Raw genomic sequence first — 25,503 nt, forward strand, 5'->3', positions numbered from 1 at the left:
AACGAATCGGCGCTCCGCGGGGACGCATTCCCCACCGCGGAGGGGATGTCCGGCCCGGTCATTCACCGCCGGACCGCAGGAATTCCGCCAATTGGGCCGGGCTGGGCCTCGTGAAGATTTCGGCGAGCTGGAGACGTACGCCGAGCCGTTCCTCGACGGACTGGGCGAGCTTCGCCGCCAGCAGGGAATGGCCGCCACTGGTGAAGAAATTGGAATGGGCGTGCAGATCGGTACGGCCGAGCACGTCCTGCCACAGGTCGATGAGTTTCCCCACGAGTTTGTCCTCCGGTTCGACCGCGGACGGCTCGGCCCGTTCCTGGTCGCGGTCCCGTATCCGGCGGGCCAGCGCCAAATAGTCGACCTTGTGGTTCCCGGTGGTGGGCAGGGCGCCGACGAGGAGGAATTCCCCGGGGACCGCGGGGGCCGGGAGGCTGCTGCGGGCGTGCTCCCAGACCTGGTTGACCAGGCCGGGGACGTCCTCGGCGAGGAGGAACGCCACCAGCCGGGCGTCGCCCGCCTCACCCGTGACGACCAGGGCGGCCGCCGCCCGGACGGCGGGGTGGCCGAGGAGCACGCTCTCCACCTCGCCCAGCTCGATCCGGTTGCCCCGCAGCTTCACCTGCCGGTCGACGCGGCCGAGCACCTCCAGCGTTCCGTCTCCCCGCCACCGGGCGAGATCACCGGTGCGGTAGTAGCGCCCGTGGCGGGGGTGCTCCCGGAACCGGTCGGCGGTCAGCTCCGGGCGGCGGTGGTAGCCGATGGCCACTCCCCCGCCGGCGACGCACAACTCGCCCCGCACGCCCACCGGCAGTTCCGCACCGTCGGGGGTGGCGACGAACACCCGGGTGTCACGGATCGGCCGGCCGACGTGCACCGGGCCCCCGGGGCCCGGCTCGACCAGGCCGGATGTCGACCAGATGGTGGTCTCCGTCGGTCCGTAGACATTGCGCAGCTCACAGCCGGTCGCGGCCAGCCGGGCGGCCAGCGCCGACGGGAGCGGTTCGCCGCCGCACAGGACGCGCCGCCCGTCCAGTTGGTCCGCGCAGTCGTCGGTCACCAGCCGCCAGGTGGTCGGGGTGGCCTGGACGATGTCGACCCGGTGGTCCCGCAGCAGATCGGCCAGGACGCGGCCGTCGGACCGTGCGGCGTCCGGCGCGGCCACCAGGCGCCCGCCGGTGACCAGCGGCAGGAACAGTTCCAGGGCGGAGATGTCGAAGCTGAAGGTGGTCAGCCACAGCGTGGTCTCACCCGGCCGGGCCCGGAGTTCATCGGCGAAGTGCCCCACCACGTTGGTGAGGTTGCCGTGGGAAACCAGGGTTCCCTTCGGCCGTCCGGTCGAGCCTGAGGTGTAGATCAGGTAGGCGGCGCGGGCCGGATCGGGATCGGCGCCCAGGTCGGAGCCGGTACGAGGGTCGGGGTCAGTGCGAGGGTCGGGGTCAGTGCGAGGGTCGGAGCCGGTGCGGGGGTCGGAGCCGGTGCCGAGCGCGGAGTCGGCGCCGGAAGCAGGGTCACTGCCGGTGGCGGGCCGGGTGTTCAGGTCGGCCAGGCGCAGCACCGGAACCCCTTCGGGTGCGGGCACGGACCCGTCCCCGGCCAGAACCGCCTTCGCCCCGGAGTCCGCGAGCTGGTACGCGAGGCGGTGCGCGGGGTGGTCGGGGTCCAGGGGGAGGTAGACCGCGCCGGTGAGCCATACGCCGAGCACGGCCGCGGCCAGCGCGGCCGAGCGTGGTGCGATCAGCGCGACCACATCGCCGTCGCCGATGCCGTGGTCGCGCAGCGCACTCCTGACGGCGAGGGCCGAGTCCCACAGCTCCCGGTAGGTCCGGGGACCGTCCGCGTCCTCGACGGCCACCGCGTCCGGTGTCCTCGCGACGGTCCGCCGCACTCCGGCGAGCACGGAGGGCGCGGGCCGGTCCGGCGGGGGCTGACCGGCGGCGTCGATCACGGCGTGGTCGCGTTCGCTCCAGGCCACGGCCCCGCCGAGGGGCTGCCCGGGGTCCTCGGCCAGGGACGACAGCAGCACCTCGTAGCGCCCCAGCAGCGCGGCGACCTCGTCACGCGTGAACACATCGTCGCTGTAGACGATGCGCAAGCGCAGTTCCTCGTCGGTCGACATGACGAAGAACTCCAGGTCAAACTTGCTGTACGGGATCTCGACGACCATGGGGGCGGCGGCCAGGCCGCCGATCTCGAAGTCGGGCAGGCCCAGACCCGGCACGTAGTTGAAGACGTGCCGGAAGAGGCTGTTGCGCCACGCGCCGCCCTCTCGGGCTACTTCGTTGTAGAGGCTGTCCACCGGCACGTCGGCGTGGGCGATGCCGTCGAGGAAGACCCGCCCGGCCTTCAGGGCCAGTTCCCGGAAGCTGTCGTCGGGGTCCACCGTGAGCCGCAGGGGCACCACGTTGACGTGGTAGCCGATCGCGCCGGGCGCGGAGCGGCCCCGTACATTCACCATCGTGCCCACGGCCAGGTCCGGCCCGGCCCCGTGCTGGGCGAGCAACAGACCGTAGGCGGCGAGCAGGACGACGGCCTCGGAGGTGTTCAGTTCGGTGCGCAGCCGGTCCACCGCCGCCCGGACCCGGCGGGGCACGGTGACGGTCAGCTGGCCACCGGCCAGGGTCGAACCGGCGGCCTCCTGCCTGCCGTAGGCCAGCTCGAGCCTGGAGGGATCGAAGCCCTGGAGCTGCCGGTGCCAGTAGCTGAGGCTCTCGGCGGTCGGCTCCGCCTCCCGCAACGCCGGCACCGGCTCCAGCAGAGCGGGGTCGGGCGGCCGGTTCGCGGCGAGCGCGGTGTACACCTCGACCAGCTCGCCGAGGAGGATGCCCGCGGAGATGGTGTCGAAGACCAGGTGGTGCAGGACCAGGCAGACGATGTCCTCACCGTCGCCCGGCAGGTGCCCGACGCGCGTCAGCGGCCGGCCGTCGAAGGTGAACGGCATGGCCACGAAGGAGGTCAGCGCCTGCTCGGGATCGCCCGAGGCCGGTACGGTGAGCACCTCCGCACCGGCCTCATCGACGTCGAGGACGACCTTGGTCAGCCCCGTGTCGCCGGCGTGGAACACGGTGCGCAGCGTCTCGTGGCGTCGCACGAGCAGCGTCACGGACGCCCGCAGGATGGACCGGTCCAGGCCGCCGCGCACCCTGAAGGTGAAGGACAGGTTGTTCACGGCGGCGCCGGGGACCAGCCGTTCCAGCAGCCACAGCGCCTCCTCCTTCCGGGTGACCGGTTCCGGCCGCGGCGCCCTTCCGGTGCCGCTGGGGCCCGGGTCCGTCCGTGTCCGCATCAGGTGTGTCCTCTCAACGGAGCAGATCCGCCACGGTCTTCGCCACGTCGGCGGACCGCAGCAGATCGGCATGGGCCAGGTCGAAGCGGATCTCGCGCGCCACCTTCGCCGGCCGCTCGGCCTCGGGCAGCAGGTTCAGCCCGTTGGTGGACGTGGTGGAGCTGATCGCCGTGGCACCGGGCCAGCCCTCCCGGGTGTCGATCCCGGCGGCGGCCACCAGATAGGTCATGAACGCGGTGACCGTCGCGGTGAACTCCGCACGGCGGACCTCGTCGAGACCCGCCCGGTCGAAGGCGACCCCGGCCCATTCGCCGAACACGCCCAGCAGCTGGTCCCGCAGGCGTCCCAGGTCCGTGGCACCGTCGCTGACGCGCTGGCCCGCCTGCTGGGCCTCGGCCACCTCCTCGGGCCGCAGCACCACCCCCAGCCCCTCGATCACCTTGTGGAACTGCCAGTAGACGGTGACCGCGTTCGGCGACTCGGGGTCGAACAGGATGACCCGCGGCGCCTCGGGCTGTTCGGCGGTGATCCGGTCGGCGAGGGCCGCCGCGTAGACGCTGCCCGCGCAGAAGCCGAACACGGCCCGCACGGGGAGGCCGCCCGTGCGGACGTCCGCGTGCCATCGGTCCAGATAGCCGTCCGCGGTCAGCGCCGTCTCGTTCCCCGTGCCCGGGGGCACGGACTCCCAGAGCGCGTAGTCGATGTCGAGCTGCGGGGCCAGCTCGGGGAAACCGGCCTCCGGCCGGCCGGTGAAGGGGTAGTCGATGGCCAGGACGAGGCCGTCGGCCCCCTCCTTGAGCGTTCGCCAGCTGTTGGTTGCCGCCATGAGGCACTCCCGAGCCGAAGGTCAGTGGAAGGCGGAGATCGGATCAGTAGAGGGAGGACGGGCCCTCGCCCAGCCGGAAGCTGGCCTGCTGTAGCCGGCCGAAGACATTGCCGAACAGACCGGGGATGATCGACTTGTCGCCGGGGGCGTCCAGCATGCCCGGCAGGGCGAAGATGCCCGCGTGCTCGGAGGTGACCCCTTTGCGGAAGGCCAGCCGCACATGCGCGGTGACCGACTCGACCTCCGGCAGCGGGACCGTACCGTCGGGCTTGCTGAGGATCCCGCCGTCGGGCCCGCTGAGCCGGCAGGCGATGTGGACGCCGCCCTCGGCGGGGAACTGCGGGTCCCAGCAGTTCGCGGGGTCCTGCTCCTGCCAATCGGCGCGGCTGACCTTGTAGAAGAGCTTGAAGTCCTCCCGGCGCAGATCGTCCCGGTCCGAGAACCAGATGACCAGGTTGAGCCCGGTGTCCGGGTAGGCGAAACGGCCCCGGTTCGTGTAGAAGACCGAGAATTCGATCGTCTCACCCGGGGTGATCACCGCCGGTACGCCGATGAAATCCGCGACGATGTCGTCATTGACCCGGAAACCCTTGTACTCACGGTAGACCGGCCCGTCGGTGGAAACCGTGGACGTCATTTTCCATGTCCTTTCGGAAGGCGGGGAATTGCGGAACGAATACGGTGGGATCGTGGTCGGGGTATTCCTCGTGGTCTGCCGCCGGGCGTGCCTCAGCGCGGTGCGCCGAACCACCGGCCCAGCGCTTCGGCCAGCCGCTCGCGGTCGTCGGCCCAGCACACATGGCCGTCCGGCCGCACCAGCACCTGCCGGGCACCGATGTCCTCGGCCGTGGTCGCCGCCCGGATGTCCACCCGGTGCGCCCACGCGCCGACGACGTCCTCGTCCGCCGGGGCCCCCGAGAGGTCGAGGAAGACCCCACGGCCGCCGCCCAGCAGCCGGTGGGCGGGCAGCGGCCCGTCCGCGGTGCGCAGGTCGAGGTCCGGCAGCCGGCGGCCGACGAGGGGGTGCGCGTCGACGGGCGCGGGGTGGCGCAGTCCGAGGCCGGAGACGACACCGGCGAGGTGCCGGTTGGTCTCGGGCAGGCCCAGCAGCTCGATCAGGACCTCCCGCAGCGGCGTCAGCTCCGGTCCGCCGTCCAGCAGCGAGAACTGGGCCCGTGCCTCCCTGAGCAGGACGGCCGCGGCGGGGTGCCGTTCGGTGTGGTACGTGTCCAGCAGACCGGCTGGGGCCCACCCGCCCACTTCGGCGGCCAGCTTCCAGCCCAGGTTGAACGCGTCCTGGAGACCGAGGTTCAGCCCCTGGCCGCCCAGCGGCACGATGATGTGCGCCGCGTCGCCGGCCAGCAGCACCCGGCCGTGCCGGTAGTGCTCCACCTGACGGCAGGCGTCGCTGAACCGGGACGCCCAGCGGACCTCCTTCAGCTCGCTGTCCAGTCCGCAGGCCGTACGGATCGCCTCCCGGATCTCCGCCTCGGCGACCGGCTCCTCGCGCGGGACGCGCTGGACGGCCGGGCCGGAGAAGCTCAGCCGGTGGACGCCGTCCTCCAGTGCCCGCAGGGAGAACATCAGCCGGCCACCGGGCACCGGGACCACCCCGGCCATGCTGTTGCCCGGCAGCAGCCGCAGGTGGCGCTGGCGCTCGGGGTCCAGCTCCGCGTGCCACCGCTCGGGCGGACGGGCCAGGACCACATCGGCGGCGACGAACAGCTGGGTACCGTCCGTGCCGGGGAAGTCGGCGGCCAGCGCCTTCCGTACCGGGCTCCGGCCGCCGTCGCAGCCCACCAGGTAGCGCGCCCGGAACCGGCGCCCGCCCCCGGCCGTGCGCACCGTGGCGGTGACACCGTCGGGGTCCTGCTCCACGGCGGTCACCTCGTGGCCCCGGGACACCGTGACGCCGAGCTCGGCCAGGCGCCCCTCCAGCCGCTCCTCGACCCGGGTCTGCAGGACCCCGATCTGGTACGGGTGGCGGGTGCGCCACGGATGGCAGTCCAGCGGCACGGGCAGCGCCCCGAAGAAGCTGTGGGCCGGGGTGCCGAGCACGATCTGATGTTCCAGCAGGTCCGCCAGCAGCCCGCGGGCCTCCAGGATCTCCGAGGTACGAGGGTGCAGGTTGAGCGCCCGGGACTGCGTACTGCGGGCGCCGAGGGTCTCCAGGACCACGGGGCGGACGCCGGCCAGCGCGAGTTCCGCCGCCACCATCAGCCCGGTGGCCCCCGCCCCCACCACGATCACGTCGGTGTCCATACGCTTCCTTGCTGCTCGTGAGTCGGCATGTCCGCGAATCGGCGCCCTGGTGAATCGCCCTGGTGAATCGCGCTGGCGAATCAACCGCGCAACGCGAATTCCACGGCCCGTGTCAGGTAATTCACGGGGAATGAGAGATGCTTCGAGCGGCCCTTACGCTATGGACCGGGCGGGGTCCCGATCAACCCCCTACCGTTACCCTTACCGCCCCTAACTATCCGATCACCGGGGCGAGTTGAAGGACATCGTCTTGCCGTTTCACACCGGTGGAGAAATATAGTGCTCGGCAGTATTGGCGGATATTCTCAGCGATGCGTCGAGGAGCCGATGATGAGCACAGCACAGTCCACGGACGTCGTGGTGGTCGGCAGCGGCCCCACCGGGCTCACACTGGCCCATGAACTCGCCCTCGCCGGTGTGCGCGTCATCGTGATCGACAAACTGGCCGACCCCAATGAGCACTCCAAGGCCCTGGGCCTGCAGCCGCGCACGGTCGAGGTGCTCGACATGCGCGGACTGCTCGGCGCCGTGCTGGAACGCTCCCTGACCCAGGTGCCCGACGCCCACTTCGCCGGACTGCCGGTCGTGATGAACTACCTCGGCTGGGGCAGCCGCCACCCCTACGGCGTGATCATCCCGCAGGACCGGGTGGAAGGCGTGCTGGAGGAGACGCTGGCCGCCCGTTACGGCATCGAGGTGCGCCGCTCCCACGAACTGGTGGACCTCGAGCAGGACGCCGATGGGGTCACCTCCACGGTGGCCACCCCGGACGGTGCCGTCCGGCTGCGCTCCCGCTATGTGGTCGGATGCGACGGCAGCCGCAGCGCCGTGCGCAAACGGCTGGGCGTGGCCTTCCCCGGCACCAGGACCGCCTTCTCCGGCGTGGTCGCCGATGTGACCCTGAAGAAGGGCGCCGACGCGCTGGGCGAACGCCCCAAGTCCATCCGGGACCTGCTGGGCGTGGACAAGGCGCACCAGGACCGGATGACCTGGCCCCTGGTCCCGCTGCAGAACGGGCTCTACCGCGTGGTGTGGGGGATCTACGGGCGCGGCGAGACCGACGCGGACCAGCCGGTGACCGCGGCCGAGGTCCGTGACTCGGTGCGGCTGCGGTACGGCGACGCGGTGGAGGTCGACGAGATCCGCTGGCTCTCCCGGTTCACCGACTCCGCCTACCAGGCCGAGCACTACCGGCGGGGCCGGGTGCTGCTGGCCGGCGACGCCGCCCATGTGCATCTGCCCGCCGCCGGACAGGGCCTCAACCTCGGTGTGCAGGACGCCATGAACCTGGGCTGGAAACTCGCCGCCGAGGTGGCCGGCTGGGCCCCGGCCGGCCTGCTGGACAGCTACCACGGCGAACGGCACCCCATCGGGGAGAGCGTCGTGGAGAACACCCGCGCCCAGGCCGTGCTGACCAACCCGTCCGAGGAGTACGACGGACTGCGCGCGATCTTCGTCCGGCTGCTGCGGATGGGACCGGTCAGCCACTACCTCGCCGGGATGGTCTCCGGTCTCGACATCCGCTACCCGATGCCCGGAGGCGGCACGGACGAGCTGACCGGTGCCCGGATGCCGGACCCCGACCTCTCGGTGGACGGCGCCGAACGGCCGATGAGCACGCTGCTCCGGTCCGGCCGGGGCCTGCTGCTCACCACCGACGCCACCCGGCGGTGGGCCACGCAGGCCACCGCATGGACGGGCCGCGTCGACGCGGTGACCGCCGCCGCGTTGCCGGACGTCCCGGCCGACGCGGTCCTCGTACGCCCCGACGGCTATGTGTGCTGGGCGGCCGCGGCCTCCGACGACACCGCGCCGGAGCGCCTGACGGATGCCCTGGAGACCTGGTTCGGCGCGCCGGGGCCGACGCCGCCGCAGCCCGAGGCCGCCCCGGAAGCCGCCGTCTCCCACTGAGGCCCCGCCCCACGACCGTCCCGCGCGAGAGCCGGAAACCGCCGGAAACGCCGCAGGGCGGCCACCCCGCGAAGGGTGACCGCCCTGTGAGCGATACCAGCCTTACTGGTTGTACGGACCGTAGTCGTAGTCCTCCAGCGGAACGGCCTGGCCGGAGCCCGTACCGAAGGGCGAGTAGTCGATGTCGTCGTAGCCGACGGCCGAGTACATCGCGGCCTTCGCCTCCTCGGTCGGCTCGACCCGGATGTTGCGGTAGCGGGACAGGCCCGTACCGGCCGGGATGAGCTTACCGATGATCACGTTCTCCTTGAGGCCGATCAGGGAGTCCGACTTGGCGTTGATCGCCGCGTCGGTGAGCACCCGGGTCGTCTCCTGGAAGGACGCCGCCGACAGCCAGGACTCGGTCGCCAGCGAGGCCTTGGTGATACCCATCAGCTGCGGCCGGCCGGAGGCCGGGTGGCCGCCTTCCTGGACCACACGACGGTTCTCACCCTCGAAGCGCGAGCGCTCCACGAGCTCGCCCGGCAGCAGCTCCGCGTCGCCGGACTCGATGATCGTCACACGGCGCAGCATCTGCCGGATGATGATCTCGATGTGCTTGTCGTGGATCGACACACCCTGCGAGTTGTAGACCTTCTGGACCTCGCCCACCAGGTGCACCTGGACGGCGCGCTGGCCGAGGATGCGCAGCACGTCGTGCGGGTTGATGGCACCCACGGTCAGCGGCTGGCCGACCTCGACGTGGTCGCCCTCGCCCACCATCAGACGGGATCGCTTGGAGACGCCGTACGACGTCTCGTCGGACCCGTCGTCCGGGGTGACGACGAGCTTCTTGGTCTTCTCGGTCTCCTCGATCCGGACGCGGCCGGCCGCCTCCGAGATCGGGGCGACGCCCTTGGGCGTACGGGCCTCGAAGAGCTCGACGACACGCGGCAGACCCTGGGTGATGTCCTCACCGGCCACACCACCGGTGTGGAAGGTACGCATCGTCAGCTGGGTGCCGGGCTCACCGATGGACTGCGCGGCGATGATGCCGACCGCCTCGCCGATGTCCACCAGCTTGCCGGTCGCCAGCGAGCGGCCGTAGCACATGGCGCAGGTGCCGACGGCGGACTCGCAGGTGAGCACCGAGCGGGTCTTGACCGTCTCCACGTTGTGGCGGACCAGCTCGTCGATGAGCACGTCGCCCAGGTCGGTACCGGCCGGGGCCAGGACCTTCCCGTCCACGACGATGTCCTCGGCGAGGCAGCGCGCGTACACGCTGGTCTCGACGTCTTCCGTCTTGCGGAGCACGCCGTCCGCGCCCTTGGACGCGATCGCCAGCTTGAGGCCGCGGTCGGTGCCGCAGTCCTCCTCGCGGATGATGACGTCCTGCGAGACGTCCACCAGACGACGGGTCAGGTAACCCGAGTCGGCGGTACGCAGGGCGGTGTCGGCGAGACCCTTACGGGCACCGTGGGTGGAGATGAAGTACTCCAGCACGGAGAGACCCTCACGGAACGACGCCTTGATGGGCCGCGGGATGGTCTCGTTCTTCGCGTTGGACACCAGACCACGCATACCGGCGATCTGACGCATCTGCATCATGTTTCCGCGCGCGCCCGAGTTGACCATCATGAAGATCGGGTTGGTCTTCGGGAAGTTCGCGTTCATCGCCTCGGCGACCTCGTTGGTCGCCTTGGTCCAGATCGCGATCAGCTCCTGGGTGCGCTCGTCCTTGGTGATCAGACCGCGCTCGTACTGCTTCTGGACCTTCTCGTCCTGCGCCTCGTAGCCCTCGATGATGGCCTTCTTGGCCTCGGGCACGACCACGTCGGAGATGGCGACGGTGACACCGGAGCGGGTGGCCCAGTGGAAACCGGCCGCCTTCAGGTTGTCCAGGGTCGCCGCGACGATGACCTTGGGGTAGCGCTCGGCGAGGTCGTTGACGATCTCGGAGAGCTGCTTCTTGCCCACCGAGTAGTCGACGAACGGGTAGTCCTCGGGCAGCAGCTCGTTGAAGAGCGCGCGGCCCAGCGTGGTGCGCAGCCGGAAGCTGTCACCGGGCTGCCAGTCGGGCTCGCCCTCCTCGGCCACCGGCGGGGTCCAGCCGCGGGGCGGAACCGTGCCGATCGGGAAGCGGATGTCGACCTTCGCCTGGAGCGACAGCTCCCGGGTGTCGAACGCCATGATCGCCTCGGCGGCCGAGCCGAAGGACCGGCCCTCACCGCGGACCTCGCGCTCCTCCTCGTCGGTGGTGAGGAAGAACAGGCCCAGCACCATGTCCTGGGTCGGCATGGTCACCGGACGGCCGTCGGCCGGCTTGAGGATGTTGTTCGAGGACAGCATCAGGATGCGGGCCTCGGCCTGCGCCTCCGCGGACAGCGGCAGGTGCACGGCCATCTGGTCACCGTCGAAGTCCGCGTTGAACGCGGTGCAGACGAGCGGGTGAATCTGAATGGCCTTGCCCTCGACCAGCTGCGGCTCGAACGCCTGGATACCGAGGCGGTGCAGGGTGGGCGCACGGTTCAGCAGCACCGGGTGCTCGGCGATGACCTCTTCGAGCACGTCGTACACGACCGTGCGGCCGCGCTCGACCATGCGCTTGGCCGACTTGATGTTCTGCGCGTGGTTCAGGTCCACCAGGCGCTTCATCACGAACGGCTTGAAGAGCTCCAGCGCCATGGCCTTGGGCAGACCGCACTGGTGCAGCTTGAGCTGCGGGCCGACGACGATGACCGAACGGGCCGAGTAGTCGACGCGCTTACCGAGCAGGTTCTGACGGAACCGGCCCTGCTTGCCCTTCAGCATGTCGCTGAGGGACTTCAGCGGACGGTTACCGGGGCCGGTGACCGGGCGGCCGCGGCGGCCGTTGTCGAACAGCGCGTCGACGGCCTCCTGAAGCATCCGCTTCTCGTTGTTCACGATGATCTCGGGGGCACCGAGGTCGAGGAGACGCTTGAGGCGGTTGTTCCGGTTGATCACACGGCGGTACAGGTCGTTCAGGTCGGAGGTCGCGAAGCGGCCACCGTCCAGCTGCACCATCGGACGCAGGTCCGGCGGGATCACCGGGATGCAGTCCAGCACCATGCCGTTGGGGCTGTTCCGGGTCTGCAGGAAGGCGGAGACGACCTTCAGGCGCTTGAGCGCACGGGTCTTCTTCTGGCCCTTGCCGGTCCGGATGATCTCGCGGAGCTTCTCGGCCTCCTCGTCGAGGTCGAAGGACTCCAGGCGCTTCTGCAGCGCCGCGGCACCCATGCCGCCCATGAAGTACGTGCCGAAGCGGTCACGCAGCTCGCGGTAGAGCAGCTCATCGCCCTCCAGGTCCTGGACCTTGAGGCTCTTGAAGCGGTTCCACACCTCGTCGAGACGGTCGATCTCGCGCTGGGCACGGTCGCGCAGCTGCTTCATCTCGCGCTCGGCGCCCTCGCGCACCTTACGGCGCACATCGGCCTTGGCGCCCTCGGCCTCGAGCTCGGCGAGGTCCGCCTCCAGCTTCTTGGCGCGGGCCTCGAGGTCCGCGTCGCGGCGCTGCTCGATCTGCTGGCGCTCGACGGAGACGTGGGCCTCCAGCGAGGGCAGGTCGCGCGTGCGGCGCTCCTCGTCCACCCACGTGATCATGTAGGCGGCGAAGTAGATGACCTTCTCGAGGTCCTTCGGGGCGAGGTCGAGCAGGTAGCCCAGACGGCTGGGGACGCCCTTGAAGTACCAGATGTGGGTGACGGGAGCGGCCAGCTCAATGTGGCCCATCCGCTCACGGCGCACCTTGGCGCGGGTGACCTCGACACCGCAGCGCTCACAGATGATGCCCTTGAAGCGGACGCGCTTGTACTTCCCGCAGTAGCACTCCCAGTCCCGGGTCGGGCCGAAGATCTTCTCGCAGAAGAGTCCGTCCTTTTCGGGCTTCAGGGTGCGGTAGTTGATGGTTTCCGGCTTCTTGACCTCACCGTGGGACCACTGACGGATGTCGTCAGCAGTGGCGAGGCCGATCCGCAGCTCGTCGAAGAAGTTGACGTCGAGCACTTGTCGTCAATCCCTCTTTCAGGGTCGTGTCTTCGGGTCTGACTGGGGGTCCGGGGAGAGGCCGGGGCAGTCGCGGTACGAACCGCCCCGGCCAGACCCGTCAGACCTCTTCGACGCTGGTCGGCTCGCGCCGGGACAGGTCGATACCGAGCTCTTCCGCAGCGCGGAAGACGTCCTCGTCGGTGTCGCGCATCTCGATGGACATGCCGTCGGACGACAGCACCTCCACGTTGAGGCACAGGGACTGCATCTCCTTGATGAGCACCTTGAAGGACTCGGGGATGCCGGGCTCGGGAATGTTCTCGCCCTTGACGATGGCCTCGTAGACCTTCACGCGGCCGGTCACGTCGTCGGACTTGATGGTCAGCAGCTCCTGGAGGGCGTACGCGGCGCCGTAAGCCTCCAGCGCCCACACCTCCATCTCGCCGAATCGCTGGCCACCGAACTGAGCCTTACCGCCCAGCGGCTGCTGGGTGATCATCGAGTACGGACCGGTGGACCGGGCGTGCAGCTTGTCGTCCACCAGGTGGTGCAGCTTGAGGATGTACATGTAGCCGACCGAGATCGGGTCCGGGAACGGCTCGCCGGAGCGGCCGTCGAACAGCCGGGCCTTGCCGGACGACTGGACCAGACGGTCGCCGTCGCGGTTCGGGATCGTCGAATCGAAGAGACCGGCGATCTCGTCCTCACGGGCGCCGTCGAAGACCGGGGTCGCGACGTTGGTACCGGGCTGGACCTCGTCCGCGCCGATCGCCTGCAGCCGCTGCATCCACTCCTCGGAGCCCTCGACCTTCCAGCCCCGGGAGGCCAGCCAGCCGAGGTGGATCTCCAGGACCTGTCCCGGGTTCATTCGGGACGGGACACCCAGCGGGTTGAGGATGATGTCGACCGGGGTGCCGTCCTCCAGGAACGGCATGTCCTCGACCGGGAGGATCTTGGAGATGACGCCCTTGTTGCCGTGGCGGCCGGCGAGCTTGTCACCGTCGGTGATCTTGCGCTTCTGCGCCACGTAGACGCGGACCAGCTGGTTCACGCCCGGCGGCAGCTCGTCGCCCTCCTCGCGGTCGAAGACGCGCACGCCGATGACCTTGCCGGTCTCACCGTGCGGCACCTTCAGCGAGGTGTCACGGACCTCACGGGCCTTCTCACCGAAGATCGCCCGCAGCAGGCGCTCCTCCGGGGTCAGCTCGGTCTCACCCTTCGGGGTGACCTTGCCGCAGAGGATGTCGCCGTCGCGGACCTCGGCGCCGATGCGGATGATGCCGCGCTCGTCGAGGTCGGCCAGGACCTCCTCGGAGACGTTCGGGATGTCCCGGGTGATCTCCTCGGGGCCCAGCTTGGTGTCCCGGGCGTCGACCTCGTGCTCCTCGATGTGGATCGAGGAGAGGACGTCGTCCTGCACCAGACGCTGGCTGAGGATGATCGCGTCCTCGTAGTTGTGGCCCTCCCACGGCATGAACGCCACCAGGAGGTTCTTGCCGAGCGCCATCTCGCCGTCCTCGGTGGACGGGCCGTCGGCCAGCACCTGGCCGGCGATCACCCGGGCGCCCTCGTCCACGACGACCTTCTGGTTGAAGGAGGTGCCCTGGTTGGAGCGGGAGAACTTGGCCACCCGGTAGGTGGTGTAGGTGCCGTCGTCGTTGGCCACCGTCACGTAGTCGGCGGAGACCTCCTGGACGACACCGTCCTTCTCGGCCTTGATGACGTCGCCGGCGTCGACCGCGCAGCGGTACTCCATGCCGGTGCCGACCAGCGGGGACTCCGCCTTGATCAGCGGCACGGCCTGGCGCATCATGTTCGAGCCCATGAGCGCGCGGTTGGCGTCGTCGTGCTCCAGGAACGGGATCATCGCGGTCGCGACCGACACCATCTGGCGCGGCGAGACGTCCATGTAGTCGACGTCGTCGCCGGGGATGTAGTCGACCTCACCGCCACGGCGGCGGACCAGGACGCGGTTCTCGGCGAAGTGCAGATCGTCCGTCAGCGGCGCGTTGGCCTGCGCGATGACGAAGCGGTCCTCCTCGTCGGCCGTCAGGTAGTGCACCTCGTCGGTGACGACACCGTCGACCACCTTGCGGTACGGGGTCTCGATGAAACCGAACGCGTTGACCCGGCCGTACGAGGCGAGCGAGCCGATCAGACCGATGTTCGGGCCTTCGGGCGTCTCGATCGGGCACATGCGGCCGTAGTGCGAGGGGTGCACGTCACGGACCTCGAAGCCCGCCCGCTCACGGGAGAGACCACCGGGGCCGAGCGCGTTCAGACGGCGCTTGTGGGTCAGGCCCGACAGCGGGTTCGTCTGGTCCATGAACTGCGACAGCTGGCTGGTGCCGAAGAACTCCTTGATGGAGGCGACGACCGGCCGGATGTTGATCAGGGTCTGCGGCGTGATCGCCTCGACGTCCTGCGTGGTCATGCGCTCGCGGACGACACGCTCCATACGCGCCAGACCCGTGCGGACCTGGTTCTGGATCAGCTCGCCGACGTTACGGATGCGGCGGTTGCCGAAGTGGTCGATGTCGTCGGTCTCGACGACCACGGCCTGGCCGTTGTCCCCGACGGTCTCGGTCTCACCGGCGTGCAGCTTCACCAGGTACTTGATCGAGGCGATGACGTCCTCGACCGTCAGGACGCCCGCGTCCAGCGGAGCGGCCGAACCCAGCTTCTTGTTGACCTTGTAGCGGCCGACCTTCGCGAGGTCGTAGCGCTTGGGGTTGAAGTAGAGGTTCTCCAGCAGCGTCTGCGCGGCCTCCCGCGTGGGGGGCTCGCCCGGGCGCAGCTTGCGGTAGATGTCGAGCAGCGCGTCGTCCTGGCCCTGGGTGTGGTCCTTCTCCAGGGTGGCGCGCATGGACTCGTACTCGCCGAACTCCTCGAGGATCTGCTCGGTGGTCCAGCCGAGCGCCTTCAGGAGGACGGTGACGGACTGCTTGCGCTTGCGGTCGATGCGGACACCGACCATGTCGCGCTTGTCGATCTCCATCTCCAGCCAGGCACCACGCGAGGGGATGACCTTGACCGAGAAGATGTCCTTGTCGGACGTCTTGTCGATGGAGGAATCGAAGTAAACACCCGGTGAGCGGACCAGCTGCGAGACGACGACACGCTCGGTGCCGTTGATGCAGAAGGTGCCCTTGTCGGTCATGAGCGGGAAGTCGCCCATGAAGACCGTCTGGGACTTGATCTCGCCGGTCTCATTGTTGGTGAACTCCGCCGTGACGAAGAGCGGAGCGGCGTAGGTGAAGTCACGCTCCTTGCACTCGTCGATCGAGTTCTTCGGCGGCTCGAAACGGTGATCACGGAAGGTCAGGGACATCGACCCGGAGAAGTCCTCGATCGGGGAGATCTCCTCGAAGATCTCTTCCAGACCGGACTTGGTGGGGACGTCCTGACCGCTGTCCAGCGCAGCCTCGACGCGAGCCTTCCACGCGGCATTGCCGAGCAGCCAATCGAAGCTCTCGGTCTGCAGCGCGAGGAGGTTCGGAACCTCGAGAGGCTCCTTGATCTTCGCAAAGGAGATGCGCAGCGGGGCGGTGCTGGCGCCATTGTTCGTATTGGCAGTCGAGGCGTTGCGCGAGGCGGCCAAGAGGGGGTCCTTCCGAGGGCTCGGACTCACTACGCGCGTACCGGTCCCACCGAGAGCCCATGGATGAAATCCCTGGTCAGGGAGTCTTCATCGGTAGTGCTCGAAGGTAGGTATGCCCCTGGTGACGGGCAGGGAGCAGCTAACAGGCAGCGCAAAGGGTCAGTGTAGCCACTTGGCACACTGATGTCCAGCGCCGAGTTTCTGAGACCGGCAGTGCCAATCTCTCCCTCCGGTGAGGGGGCCCGCCCCTCGTTGTCTTCTCACGCCCTATCGGCAGCCCGCGCTGTCGATGCGCATATCGATACTGCCCGCTTCGCCGACGATCCATGCCTCGGACTTTTGGATCGGTGTGACGTCGCGTCCTGAGAATTGCGCGCTGCGTGCCGTTCGTCAAGGCCCCCCACTCCGGCGAGATCGTCACAGGGCGTGGCGGCGGGCAACGAAGATCACCCTACCTCCACAAACCCATAAGGCAATGTAACCGTCACGGGAACGCCGAAGGGCGACCACCCGAACGGGTGATCGCCCCTGGCTTGGAACCGGGCCGCGCCGCCGGACGTCCTACCGGCGTGTGGCGGCGGGCCGCGAGGTCATCCGACCTCGAGGGGTCACTTGACCTCGACGGAGGCGCCGGCGCCCTTGAGGGACTCGGCGGCCTTCTCGGCCTGCTCCTTGTTGACCTTCTCGAGGACCGGCTTCGGGGTGCCGTCGACGAGGTCCTTGGCCTCCTTCAGACCCAGGGAGGTCAGTTCACGCACGACCTTGATGACCTGGATCTTCTTGTCGCCGGCGCCGGTGAGGACGACGTCGAACTCGTCCTGCTCCTCCTCGGCCGGGGCAGCGGCGCCCGGGGCACCCGGGGCGGCGGCGACCACGGCGGCCGGGGCGGCGGCGGTGACGTCGAACTTCTCCTCGAAGGCCTTCACGAACTCGGAGAGCTCGATGAGGGTCATCTCCTCGAACTGCGCGAGCAGGTCGTCCTGGCTGAGCTTCGCCATGGTGGCGGTCCTTCCACTAATTCGGCAGGTGGTGCCGGATGTACATGTCGGCGGGCTTCCGGGCCCGCTGCGACCGGGGCCTGACTACTCGGCGGCCTCGGCCTCGGCGGGAGCCGGGGTGTCGGCACCGCCCTGCTCGGCCTGCTTCTGCCGGAGCGCCTCGGCGGTCCGGACGAACTTCGACAGCGGGGCCTGGAAGAGCGCGGCAGCCTGGGACTGCTTGGCCTTCATCGCACCCGCCAGCTTGGCGAGCAGCACCTCACGGGACTCGAGGTCCGCGAGCTTCTTGATCTCGTCGGCGGACAGCGCCTTGCCGTCAAGGACACCGCCCTTGATCACGAGAGCGGGGTTGTCCTTGGCGAAGTCACGGAGACCCTTCGCCGCCTCGACCGGGTCACCGGTCACGAAGGCGACGGCCGACGAACCCGAGAACAGGTCGTCGAGCTGGTTGATCCCGGCCTCGTTGGCCGCGATCTTGGTCAGCGTGTTCTTCACCACACGGTACTGAGCGTTCTCACCGAGCGAACGGCGCAGCTCCTTCAGCTGCGCAACGGTGAGACCGGTGTACGCGGTCACAACGGCCGCGTTCGCGTTGCGGAACTTCTCCCGCATCTCGTCGACGGCTGCGACCTTGTCAGGACTCGCCATGAGCCTCGGCCTCCTTCCGGGTGATGAGGACCGCTTCGGTCTGAAGGAAGGAGACTGGACTAATGCGAAAACGCCCCGGCGCAGGCGCTCGGGGCGTAACTCGACCGGCACGGACCCACGGCCCGTTCGGGAGTGCAACCTCAGTCACCTACGCGGGTCGCCCGCAGCTAGCGGATCCTTCAGCCACCGGATCCCTTGCGGGACACGGCGACAACCAGCGGTCTTTGGCTTCTCCATGAGATTACGCGAACGGGCCGCGGCCAGGCAAATCGGCTCTACTGCTGGAGCATGTCCTGGAAGTCCACGGTGTCCGAGGAGGACGGCTCGGTGACGGTCACGCTGGTGCCGTAGTCCGAGTAGAAGACCGTGGAGTCGTAGGCGCCGTTGTTGCTCTGCGCCTGCTCACGCTTCTTGACCAGCAGGTTCTCCCCGTCCACCCACAGGTCGATGGTCTCGGTGTCCATACCGGAGGACTCCAGCTGCTTCTGCAGCGCGTCCAGGTCGGACTGGCTGAGCTCCTTGGACTGCATCTTGGCGATCTCGGAGACCTTGACCGTGCCCGTGTAGTGGGTGGCCTTGACGCCCTTCACGTCCTCGCTGCCCACGCTCTTGACCTTGCCCGTGGCGAGCAGCAGCTCCACCGAGCGCGACGGGTTGTTGTTCTGCATCTGGTCCTTCAGGAAGGCGCCCGAGGGGCCCGCCTTCTGGGCCAGCACGTCGTAGTCGTACTTCACCCAGTGCTTGCCGCTGCCCGCCTGGGCGGCGAACTCGTCGCCCATGTTCAGGAACATGGCGTCCGGGGTGTACTTGGCGTCCATCGGCTTGCCCGCGATCGGGGAGTTGGCGACGGCGCCGCCGTTCTGCGTGATGGACATGTTGGCCCGGATGCCGTTGGCCCAGTCCATGTCGCCGGACATCTGCGAGTTCTGCTCGCCCATCTTGGTGGTGCCCTCGACCTTGGCCGAGTTCTTCTTGTCCGTCTGCTGCGAGGCGAGCTTGAGCGCCGCCAGGGGGCTCATCGCGGACTGCCCGGACTTGTCGCCGCCGGTCTTGTCGCCGGCCTTGTCCTCATCGGACTTCTCGCTCCCGCACGCGGTGAGGCCGACCATCAGAACGAGGCTTCCAGCGGCTATCGCCCATCGCGCACCGACATGAGTACCGCGCACGGCTCCCCCTAGTTTTTATTTCTCTTTTACGTCTGCGGAGTGACTCTAGCGGAGGGGGCCGACGACGGAAGACGCCGGGCCCCCGCACCTTCGACGCGGTGCGGGGGCCCGGCGGTTGCACACCAAAGTGCGCCGATCAGGGACTGCCTCAGACGGCGTCTTCCTCGACCAGCAGGTTGCGGGTGCGGTTGGCGTCCAGCGGGATGCCGGGGCCCATCGTGGTGGTCAGGGTCGCCTTCTTGATGTAGCGGCCCTTCGCGGCGGACGGCTTGAGACGGTTGATCTCCTCGAGCGCCGCGGCGTAGTTCTCCACCAGCTTCGTCTCGTCGAACGAGAGCTTGCCGATGATGAAGTGCAGGTTCGAGTGCTTGTCGACGCGGAACTCGATCTTGCCGCCCTTGATGTCCGTGACGGCCTTGGCCACGTCCGGGGTGACGGTGCCGGTCTTCGGGTTCGGCATCAGACCACGCGGACCGAGCACCCGGCCGAGGCGGCCGACCTTGCCCATGAGGTCCGGGGTGGCGACGACGGCGTCGAAGTCCAGGCGGCCCTTGGACACCTCGTCGATGAGCTCGTCGGAGCCGACGATGTCGGCGCCCGCGGCCTCCGCGGCCGCAGCACGGTCACCGGTCGCGAAGACCAGGACCCGGGCGGTCTTACCGGTGCCGTGCGGCAGGTTCACGGTGCCACGGACCATCTGGTCGGCCTTGCGCGGGTCGACGCCCAGGCGCATGGCGACCTCGACGGTCGCGTCGAACTTGGTGGCGGAGGTGTCCTTCGCCAGACGGACGGCCTCGAGCGGGGCGTATGCGCGCTCCCGGTCGATCTTGGCGTCCGCAGCGCGGAGGGTCTTGCTGCGCTTGCTCACTCTTGCTCCTGATGTCTGTGGAGTTCGTGGTCCGGGCCAGCGCTTGGCCCTGCCACAGGTGGCCGCGGGGGCTGTCGGCCCCCACTCGGGAGGTGTCAGCCCTCGACCGTGATGCCCATGGAGCGGGCGGTGCCGGCGATGATCTTCTCGGCGGCGTCCAGGTCGTTGGCGTTCAGGTCGGGCATCTTGGTGGTGGCGATCTCACGCACCTGGTCGCGGGTGATCTTGGCGACCTTGGTCTTGTGCGGCTCGCCGGAGCCCTTCTCCACGCCCGCGGCCTTGAGGATCAGCTTGGCGGCCGGCGGGGTCTTGGTCACGAAGGTGAAGGAGCGGTCCTCGTAGACCGTGATCTCCACCGGCACGACCATGCCGCGCTGCGACTCGGTCGCGGCGTTGTAGGCCTTGCAGAACTCCATGATGTTGACGCCGTGCTGGCCCAGCGCGGGGCCGACCGGCGGGGCCGGGTTCGCGGCGCCGGCCTGGATCTGGAGCTTGATCAGCCCCGTGACCTTCTTCTTCTTGGGAGGCATGCTCTCTCCGGGTCCTAGTGAGAGGTTGTTCGCCTCCGAACCGGATCATCCGGATGGAGGCATACCGCACAACGATAACGGGTATAGCTGTGCGCCTTAAAACCGAGCAGGTCAGACCGGCTGCGAAAGCCCGTCTGACCTGTCGGAAGTTCTCGTGAAGAGACTCAGTTCTGAAGAGACTCAGTTCTTCTGGATCTGGTCGAAGCTCAGCTCGACCGGGGTCTCCCGGCCGAAGATCTCCACCAGGCCCTTGACCTTCTTCGAGTCGGCGTTGATCTCGTTGATCGTCGCCTGCAGCGTCGCGAACGGGCCGTCGGTGACCGTGACCGAGTCGCCCACCTCGAAGTCCAGCACCTGGACCTCGACCTTGCGGCTCGGCGCCGGCATACCGCTCTCCTCGGCGGCGGCCTTGGCGGCCTTCTCCTCGGCCTCGGGGGCGAGCATCTTGACGATCTCGTCCAGGGTCAGTGGGTACGGGTCGTAGGCGTTGCCCACGAAGCCGGTGACGCCCGGGGTGTTGCGGACGACGCCCCACGACTCGTTCGTCAGATCCATACGGACGAGCACATAGCCGGGCAGCTTGTTCTGCCGGACGTTCTTGCGCTCGCCGTTCTTGATCTGAACGATCTCTTCCTCGGGGACCTCGGCCTGGTAGATGAAGTCCTCGACGTTCAGCGAGACGGCACGCTGCTCCAGGTTGGCCTTCACGCGCTTCTCATAGCCCGCGTAGGTGTGGATCACGTACCACTCACCGGGCAGCCCGCGCAGCTCCTCGCGGAGCGCCTCGACCGGGTCGACCTCAGCCTCAGCCTCGGCCTCGGTCTCGACCGCGTCCTCCGCCTGGGCCGTCTCCGTCTCGAGGGCGTCCTCGTCCTCGACGCGCAGCGCGTCCTCCTCGGCGGGGACGCCCGCCGAGGCGTCGGCCGCTTCAGCCTGGTCGGAGTCCGCCGCCTCGACGATGTCGAGCTCGTCCTCACGGGACTCGACGGGCTCGGCGGCGTCGTTCAGGTTCGGGTCAGACACTGTGGCTGCTTCTTCCTGGCTTTAATGGGGGTGGAACGTGCGAAAGAGGCGACGCCGGGACGGCGGCCGCCTTTCGCGAGGGTCTCAGCCAAAGACGTACTTGATGGCGTTGTTGAACCCATAGTCAATCACGGTCACGATGCCAATCATGATGAGGACGAAAACGATCACCACGCTGGTGTACGTCGACAGCTGGTTGCGGGTGGGCCAGACGACCTTCCGCAGCTCAGCGACGATCTGGCGGTAGAAGAGCGCGAGCCGGCCGAAGGGCCCCTTCTTCGCGCGTTTGCCACCACGACGACCCCGCTTGGCCGTCTCCTCATCCTCGGGACGACCGCTCTCAGGCGTCGCGGTGGAGCCAAGGGCTTCCGTCACTCGTCCTCACCTGAATCCGGGTCGTGGCCGTGCCGCGTCCGGCCCGGCCGCACAGCGGTGCTTGTCCTTGCGTACGCATGCACGCACCCTCATCACAGTGCGTGTAGCAGGGCCGGAGGGACTTGAACCCCCAACCGCTGGTTTTGGAGACCAGTGCTCTACCAATTGAGCTACGACCCTTTGCGGCACTCCCAACCTACCGCATACACCCGGCTGCACGGAGTGTGCGGTCGGATCCGGCTGTTGATCGGCCAACGACGAGTGAGTGTACGTGCTTGACGGCCGGGCGTCGAACGAGAAGCGCGCGAAGTCTCCGCAAACCCGTGTGCCACCCATTTCGCCCGTCTGCGACGATGCATCTATGACCGCTGCTACTCCCCCCGTACAGTCCCCGACCGACCGGCGGGTATCGGCCCGGATCGGCTCGATCTCCGAGTCCGCGACCCTCGCCGTCGACGCCAAGGCCAAGGCCCTCAAGGCCGCGGGCCGTCCGGTGATCGGCTTCGGCGCCGGTGAGCCCGACTTCGCCACGCCCGACTACATCGTCGACGCCGCGGCCGCGGCGTGCCGCGACCCGAAGTACCACCGCTACACCCCGGCCGGCGGCCTCCCCGAGCTCAAGGCCGCGATCGCCGCGAAGACGCTGCGTGACAGCGGGTACGAGGTCGAGGCGGCCCAGATCCTGGTGACCAACGGCGGCAAGCAGGCGATCTACGAGGCGTTCGCCGCGATCCTGGACCCGGGCGACGAGGTCATCGTCCCCGCGCCCTACTGGACCACCTACCCGGAGTCGATCCGGCTGGCCGGCGGTGTCCCGGTGGAGGTCGTCGCCGACGAGACGACCGGCTACCGGGTCTCCGTCGAGCAGCTGGAGGCGGCCCGCACCAAGAACACCAAGGTGCTGCTCTTCGTCTCCCCCTCGAACCCCACCGGCGCGGTCTACAGCCGTGAGCAGGTCGAGGCGATCGGCCGCTGGGCCGCCGACAACGGGCTGTGGGTGCTGACCGACGAGATCTACGAGCACCTGGTCTACGGCGACGCGGCCGCGCGCGCCAGCGCTGAAGGACTCAGCCACTCGCTGCCGGTCGTGGTGCCCGAGCTGCGCGACAAGTGCATTGTGGTCAACGGTGTCGCCAAGACGTACGCGATGACCGGCTGGCGGGTGGGCTGGGTCATCGGCCCCAAGGACGTCGTCAAGGCCGCGACCAACCTCCAGTCGCACGCCACCTCCAATGTGAGCAATGTCGCTCAGGTCGCCGCGCTGACCGCCGTCTCGGGCGACCTGGACGCCGTGGCCGCGATGCGCGAGGCGTTCGACCGCCGCCGCCGCACCATCGTGCGGATGCTGAACGAGATCGACGGCGTCGAGTGCCCGGAGCCGGAGGGCGCCTTCTACGCCTACCCCTCGGTCAAGGGGCTGCTCGGCAAGGAGATCCGCGGCAAGCGGCCGCGGACCACCGTGGAGCTGGCCGAGATCATCCTGGAGGAGGCCGAGGTGGCGGTGGTGCCGGGTGAGGCGTTCGGCACCCCGGGCTATCTGCGGCTGTCCTACGCACTGGGCGACGAGGATCTCGTCGAGGGCGTCTCCCGGCTGCAGAAGCTGCTGGGCGAGGCGGCCGCGTAAGGCGCGAGGCACATAAGCGGGTTCCCGGCCATGGCCGGGAACCCGCTTATGTGTTCAGGCCAGTCCTCGTTCGGAGAACGGGCTGCCTGTCCGCAGACCTGTGCGGCAGTATCTGCAGGTGACTCCTCCCCCGAAGGGGCTTCTCACTCGACCGCTGTGTGGTCTCATGACGGACAAGCCCTGCCCGGCGCCCTACGGCACGGAGTGAAGCCTAGCAGTAACGGAGAGTTGATTGGAACGCGTTCGTGATGTCCGCCGCTTGCCCAAAGCGCATCTCCACCTCCACTTCACCGGCTCCATGCGCCCCGCAACCCTCCTCGAACTCGCCGACAAGTACGGCGTCCATCTCCCCGAGGCGCTGAGCGGCGGTGAGCCGCCGAAGCTGCGCGCCACCGATGAGCGCGGCTGGTTCCGCTTCCAGCGGCTGTACGACATCGCACGCTCCTGTCTGCGGGAGGCCGACGACATCCGGCGGCTGGTGCGCGAGGCGGCCGAGGAGGACGTGCGGGACGGGGCCCAGTGGCTGGAGATCCAGGTGGACCCCACCTCGTACGCCCCGCGTCTGGGCGGGCTGATCCCGGCGATGGAGGTCATCCTGGACGCGGTCGAGAGCGCCTCCGCGGACACCGGTCTCGGGATCAGGGTGCTGGTCGCCGCCAACCGCATGAAGCATCCGCTGGAGGCCCGCACCCTGGCCCGGCTCGCCGTGCGCCACGCGGACCGCGGCGTGGTCGGTTTCGGCCTCTCCAACGACGAACGGCGCGGATTCGCCCGCGACTTCGACCGGGCCTTCGCCATCGCCCGGGAGGGCGGGCTGCTGGCTGCGCCGCACGGCGGCGAGCTGTCGGGCCCCGGCAGCGTGCGGGACTGCCTGGACGACCTCGGCGCGGCCCGGGTCGGCCACGGGGTGCGCGCGGCGGAGGACCCACGGCTGCTCGCCAAGCTCGCCGAGCGCCAGGTGACCTGCGAGGTGTGCCCGTCGTCGAACGTGGCGCTCGGCGTCTACGAGAAGCCGGAGGACGTCCCGCTGCGCACGCTGTACGACGCGGGGGTGCCGATGGCGCTCGGGGCGGACGACCCGCTGCTCTTCGGCTCACGGCTGGCGGCGCAGTACGAGCTGGTGCGCGAGCACCACGGCTTCACGGACGCCGAACTGGCCGAGCTGGCGCGTCAGTCGGTGCGCGGCTCGGCCGCGCCGGAGGAGGTCCGGACGCGGATGCTGGCGGATATCGACGGCTGGCTGGCGGGCTGAGCACTCATGTGAGTACTCACATCAGATGCTCACGCCGACCGTCACCGGCTCGTTGACCAGCCGGATCCCGAACGCCTCCTCGACCCCGGCCACCACCTCGCGGGCCAGCGCCAGCAGGTCCTCGGTCGTGGCCTGGCCGCGGTTGGTGAGGGCGAGGGTGTGCTTGGTGGAGATCCGGGCCGGACCGGTGCCGTAGCCCTTGGTGAAGCCCGCCCGGTCGATCAGCCAGGCCGCGGAGGTCTTGATCAGGCCGTCGCCCGCCGGGAAGGCGGGCGGCGCGGTGTCCGGGCCCAGGCGTTCGGCGACGCGGGCCAGGAAGGCGGCGTGGGCGTCCTGGTCGAGGACCGGGTTGGTGAAGAACGACCCGGCGGACCAGGTGTCGTGGTCCCCGGGGTCGAGCACCATGCCCTTGCCCGCGCGCAGCCCCAGGACGGTCTCGCGGGCGACGGCGGCCGGCACCCGGTCCCCCACCTCGACGCCGAGCACCCGCGCGGTCTCGGCGTACCGGACGGGTGCGGAGAGCCCGTCCGTGTCCTCCAGTTCGAAGCGGACCCGGAGCACCACATGGCGGTCGGGGTCGGCCTTGAAGCGGCTGTGGCGGTAGGAGAAGGCGCAGTCGGCGTTCGGGATCGTGACGACCTCGTCGGCGCGGCGGTCGTAGGCGATCACCTCGGTGATCGTGGCGGAGACCTCCTGGCCGTAGGCGCCGACGTTCTGTATCGGCGTCGCGCCCGCGGAGCCGGGGATTCCGGCGAGGCATTCGATGCCCGCGAGCCCCGCCCGGACCGTACGGGCCACGGCGGCCGACCAGTTCTCACCCGCGGCGAGCTCCAGGCGGGTGTCGTCGAGCGTGAAGCCGCTGGTGGCGATGTGCAGGGCGGTGCCGTCGAAGCCCTTGTCGGCGATGACCAGATTGCTGCCGCCGCCGATCACCAGCAGTGGGGTCCCGGCCGCGTCGGCCGCACGGACCGCGGCGACGACCTCGTCGTCGGTGGTGGCCGTGAGCAGCCGGTTGGCCGGTCCGCCGAGACGGAAGGTGGTGAGGGGCGCGAGAGGGGCGTCGTGGAGTTCCTGCACGCGCTCAAGAGTACGGGGGCGCCCCCTGGCCCCCTGGAGGAGGCCGCCCCCGGTGTGGGGAATCCGGGGGCCGGC

Annotated in this window: 17 protein-coding genes and 1 tRNA gene; 3 read left to right on the plus strand and 15 right to left on the minus strand. The window is 69.2% G+C overall.

Features of this window, described 5'->3' with window-relative positions:
- Positions 1-58: 58 nt before the first annotated feature.
- The 4 genes from LIV37_RS21870 to LIV37_RS21885 all read right to left on the minus strand — a co-directional run bounded on the left by LIV37_RS21870 (position 59) and on the right by LIV37_RS21885 (position 6,371).
- Positions 59-3,283 carry a non-ribosomal peptide synthetase gene (locus tag LIV37_RS21870; RefSeq protein WP_020869294.1) on the minus strand — a complete coding sequence of 1,075 codons (3,225 nt, stop codon included), beginning with the start codon at positions 3,281-3,283 and terminating at the stop codon, positions 59-61.
- 13 nt (positions 3,284-3,296) lie between these two features.
- Positions 3,297-4,109: a hypothetical protein gene (locus LIV37_RS21875; RefSeq protein ID WP_020869295.1), complete on the minus strand. Its 813-nt coding sequence runs from the start codon at positions 4,107-4,109 to the stop codon at positions 3,297-3,299.
- A 43-nt stretch (positions 4,110-4,152) separates the two neighbouring features.
- A complete protein-coding gene (locus tag LIV37_RS21880) occupies positions 4,153-4,746 on the minus strand; it encodes a hypothetical protein (RefSeq protein WP_020869296.1) in 594 nt (197 codons plus the stop codon).
- A 92-nt stretch (positions 4,747-4,838) separates the two neighbouring features.
- Positions 4,839-6,371, minus strand: coding sequence for an FAD-dependent monooxygenase (locus LIV37_RS21885; RefSeq protein WP_020869297.1), 1,533 nt, complete (start codon positions 6,369-6,371; stop codon positions 4,839-4,841).
- Positions 6,372-6,701: 330 nt separating this feature from the next.
- Between LIV37_RS21885 and LIV37_RS21890 the strand changes: the two genes are divergently transcribed.
- Positions 6,702-8,282 carry an FAD-dependent oxidoreductase gene (locus tag LIV37_RS21890; protein ID WP_121824648.1) on the plus strand — a complete coding sequence of 527 codons (1,581 nt, stop codon included), beginning with the start codon at positions 6,702-6,704 and terminating at the stop codon, positions 8,280-8,282.
- A gap of 102 nt (positions 8,283-8,384) precedes the next feature.
- Here LIV37_RS21890 and LIV37_RS21895 read toward each other — a convergent pair whose 3' ends face one another.
- The 10 genes from LIV37_RS21895 to LIV37_RS21940 form a co-directional block, all read right to left on the minus strand.
- Positions 8,385-12,284, minus strand: coding sequence for a DNA-directed RNA polymerase subunit beta' (locus LIV37_RS21895; RefSeq protein WP_020869299.1), 3,900 nt, complete (start codon positions 12,282-12,284; stop codon positions 8,385-8,387).
- Between the two features lie 100 nt (positions 12,285-12,384).
- Entirely contained in the window at positions 12,385-15,867 is a 3,483-nt protein-coding gene (gene rpoB / locus LIV37_RS21900) for a DNA-directed RNA polymerase subunit beta (protein ID WP_020869300.1), read from the minus strand.
- Between the two features lie 608 nt (positions 15,868-16,475).
- Complete coding sequence (rplL, locus tag LIV37_RS21905) at positions 16,476-16,865, minus strand: 50S ribosomal protein L7/L12 (RefSeq protein ID WP_020869301.1); 390 nt, start codon at positions 16,863-16,865, stop codon at positions 16,476-16,478.
- A gap of 84 nt (positions 16,866-16,949) precedes the next feature.
- Complete coding sequence (rplJ, locus tag LIV37_RS21910) at positions 16,950-17,513, minus strand: 50S ribosomal protein L10 (RefSeq protein ID WP_020869302.1); 564 nt, start codon at positions 17,511-17,513, stop codon at positions 16,950-16,952.
- Positions 17,514-17,788: 275 nt separating this feature from the next.
- Positions 17,789-18,679 (minus strand): SCO4651 family lipoprotein, encoded by an 891-nt coding sequence (locus LIV37_RS21915; RefSeq protein ID WP_476718414.1) that lies wholly within the window; start codon positions 18,677-18,679, stop codon positions 17,789-17,791.
- Positions 18,680-18,827: 148 nt separating this feature from the next.
- On the minus strand, positions 18,828-19,547 hold the full coding sequence (rplA, locus tag LIV37_RS21920) for a 50S ribosomal protein L1 (RefSeq protein WP_020869304.1): 720 nt from the start codon (positions 19,545-19,547) through the stop codon (positions 18,828-18,830).
- 95 nt (positions 19,548-19,642) lie between these two features.
- A complete protein-coding gene (gene rplK / locus LIV37_RS21925; RefSeq protein ID WP_020869305.1) occupies positions 19,643-20,077 on the minus strand; it encodes a 50S ribosomal protein L11 in 435 nt (144 codons plus the stop codon).
- 180 nt (positions 20,078-20,257) lie between these two features.
- Positions 20,258-21,100 carry a transcription termination/antitermination protein NusG gene (gene nusG, locus LIV37_RS21930; RefSeq protein ID WP_020869306.1) on the minus strand — a complete coding sequence of 281 codons (843 nt, stop codon included), beginning with the start codon at positions 21,098-21,100 and terminating at the stop codon, positions 20,258-20,260.
- A gap of 84 nt (positions 21,101-21,184) precedes the next feature.
- Positions 21,185-21,475, minus strand: a complete 291-nt coding sequence (gene secE / locus LIV37_RS21935) for a preprotein translocase subunit SecE (protein ID WP_020869307.1) — start codon at positions 21,473-21,475, stop codon at positions 21,185-21,187.
- A gap of 107 nt (positions 21,476-21,582) precedes the next feature.
- Positions 21,583-21,655: transfer RNA gene (locus tag LIV37_RS21940), tRNA-Trp, on the minus strand.
- A gap of 181 nt (positions 21,656-21,836) precedes the next feature.
- Between LIV37_RS21940 and LIV37_RS21945 the strand changes: the two genes are divergently transcribed.
- Together LIV37_RS21945 and LIV37_RS21950 are read left to right on the plus strand one after the other, a co-directional pair.
- Positions 21,837-23,099: a pyridoxal phosphate-dependent aminotransferase gene (locus LIV37_RS21945; protein ID WP_020869308.1), complete on the plus strand. Its 1,263-nt coding sequence runs from the start codon at positions 21,837-21,839 to the stop codon at positions 23,097-23,099.
- Between the two features lie 232 nt (positions 23,100-23,331).
- On the plus strand, positions 23,332-24,351 hold the full coding sequence (locus tag LIV37_RS21950) for an adenosine deaminase (protein ID WP_121824647.1): 1,020 nt from the start codon (positions 23,332-23,334) through the stop codon (positions 24,349-24,351).
- 21 nt (positions 24,352-24,372) lie between these two features.
- Here LIV37_RS21950 and LIV37_RS21955 read toward each other — a convergent pair whose 3' ends face one another.
- Entirely contained in the window at positions 24,373-25,428 is a 1,056-nt protein-coding gene (locus LIV37_RS21955; RefSeq protein WP_020869310.1) for a UDP-N-acetylmuramate dehydrogenase, read from the minus strand.
- Between the last annotated feature and the right edge of the window lie 75 nt (positions 25,429-25,503).

Origin of the sequence: Streptomyces rapamycinicus NRRL 5491 (assembly GCF_024298965.1) — a bacterium.
Classification (GTDB): domain Bacteria; phylum Actinomycetota; class Actinomycetes; order Streptomycetales; family Streptomycetaceae; genus Streptomyces; species Streptomyces rapamycinicus.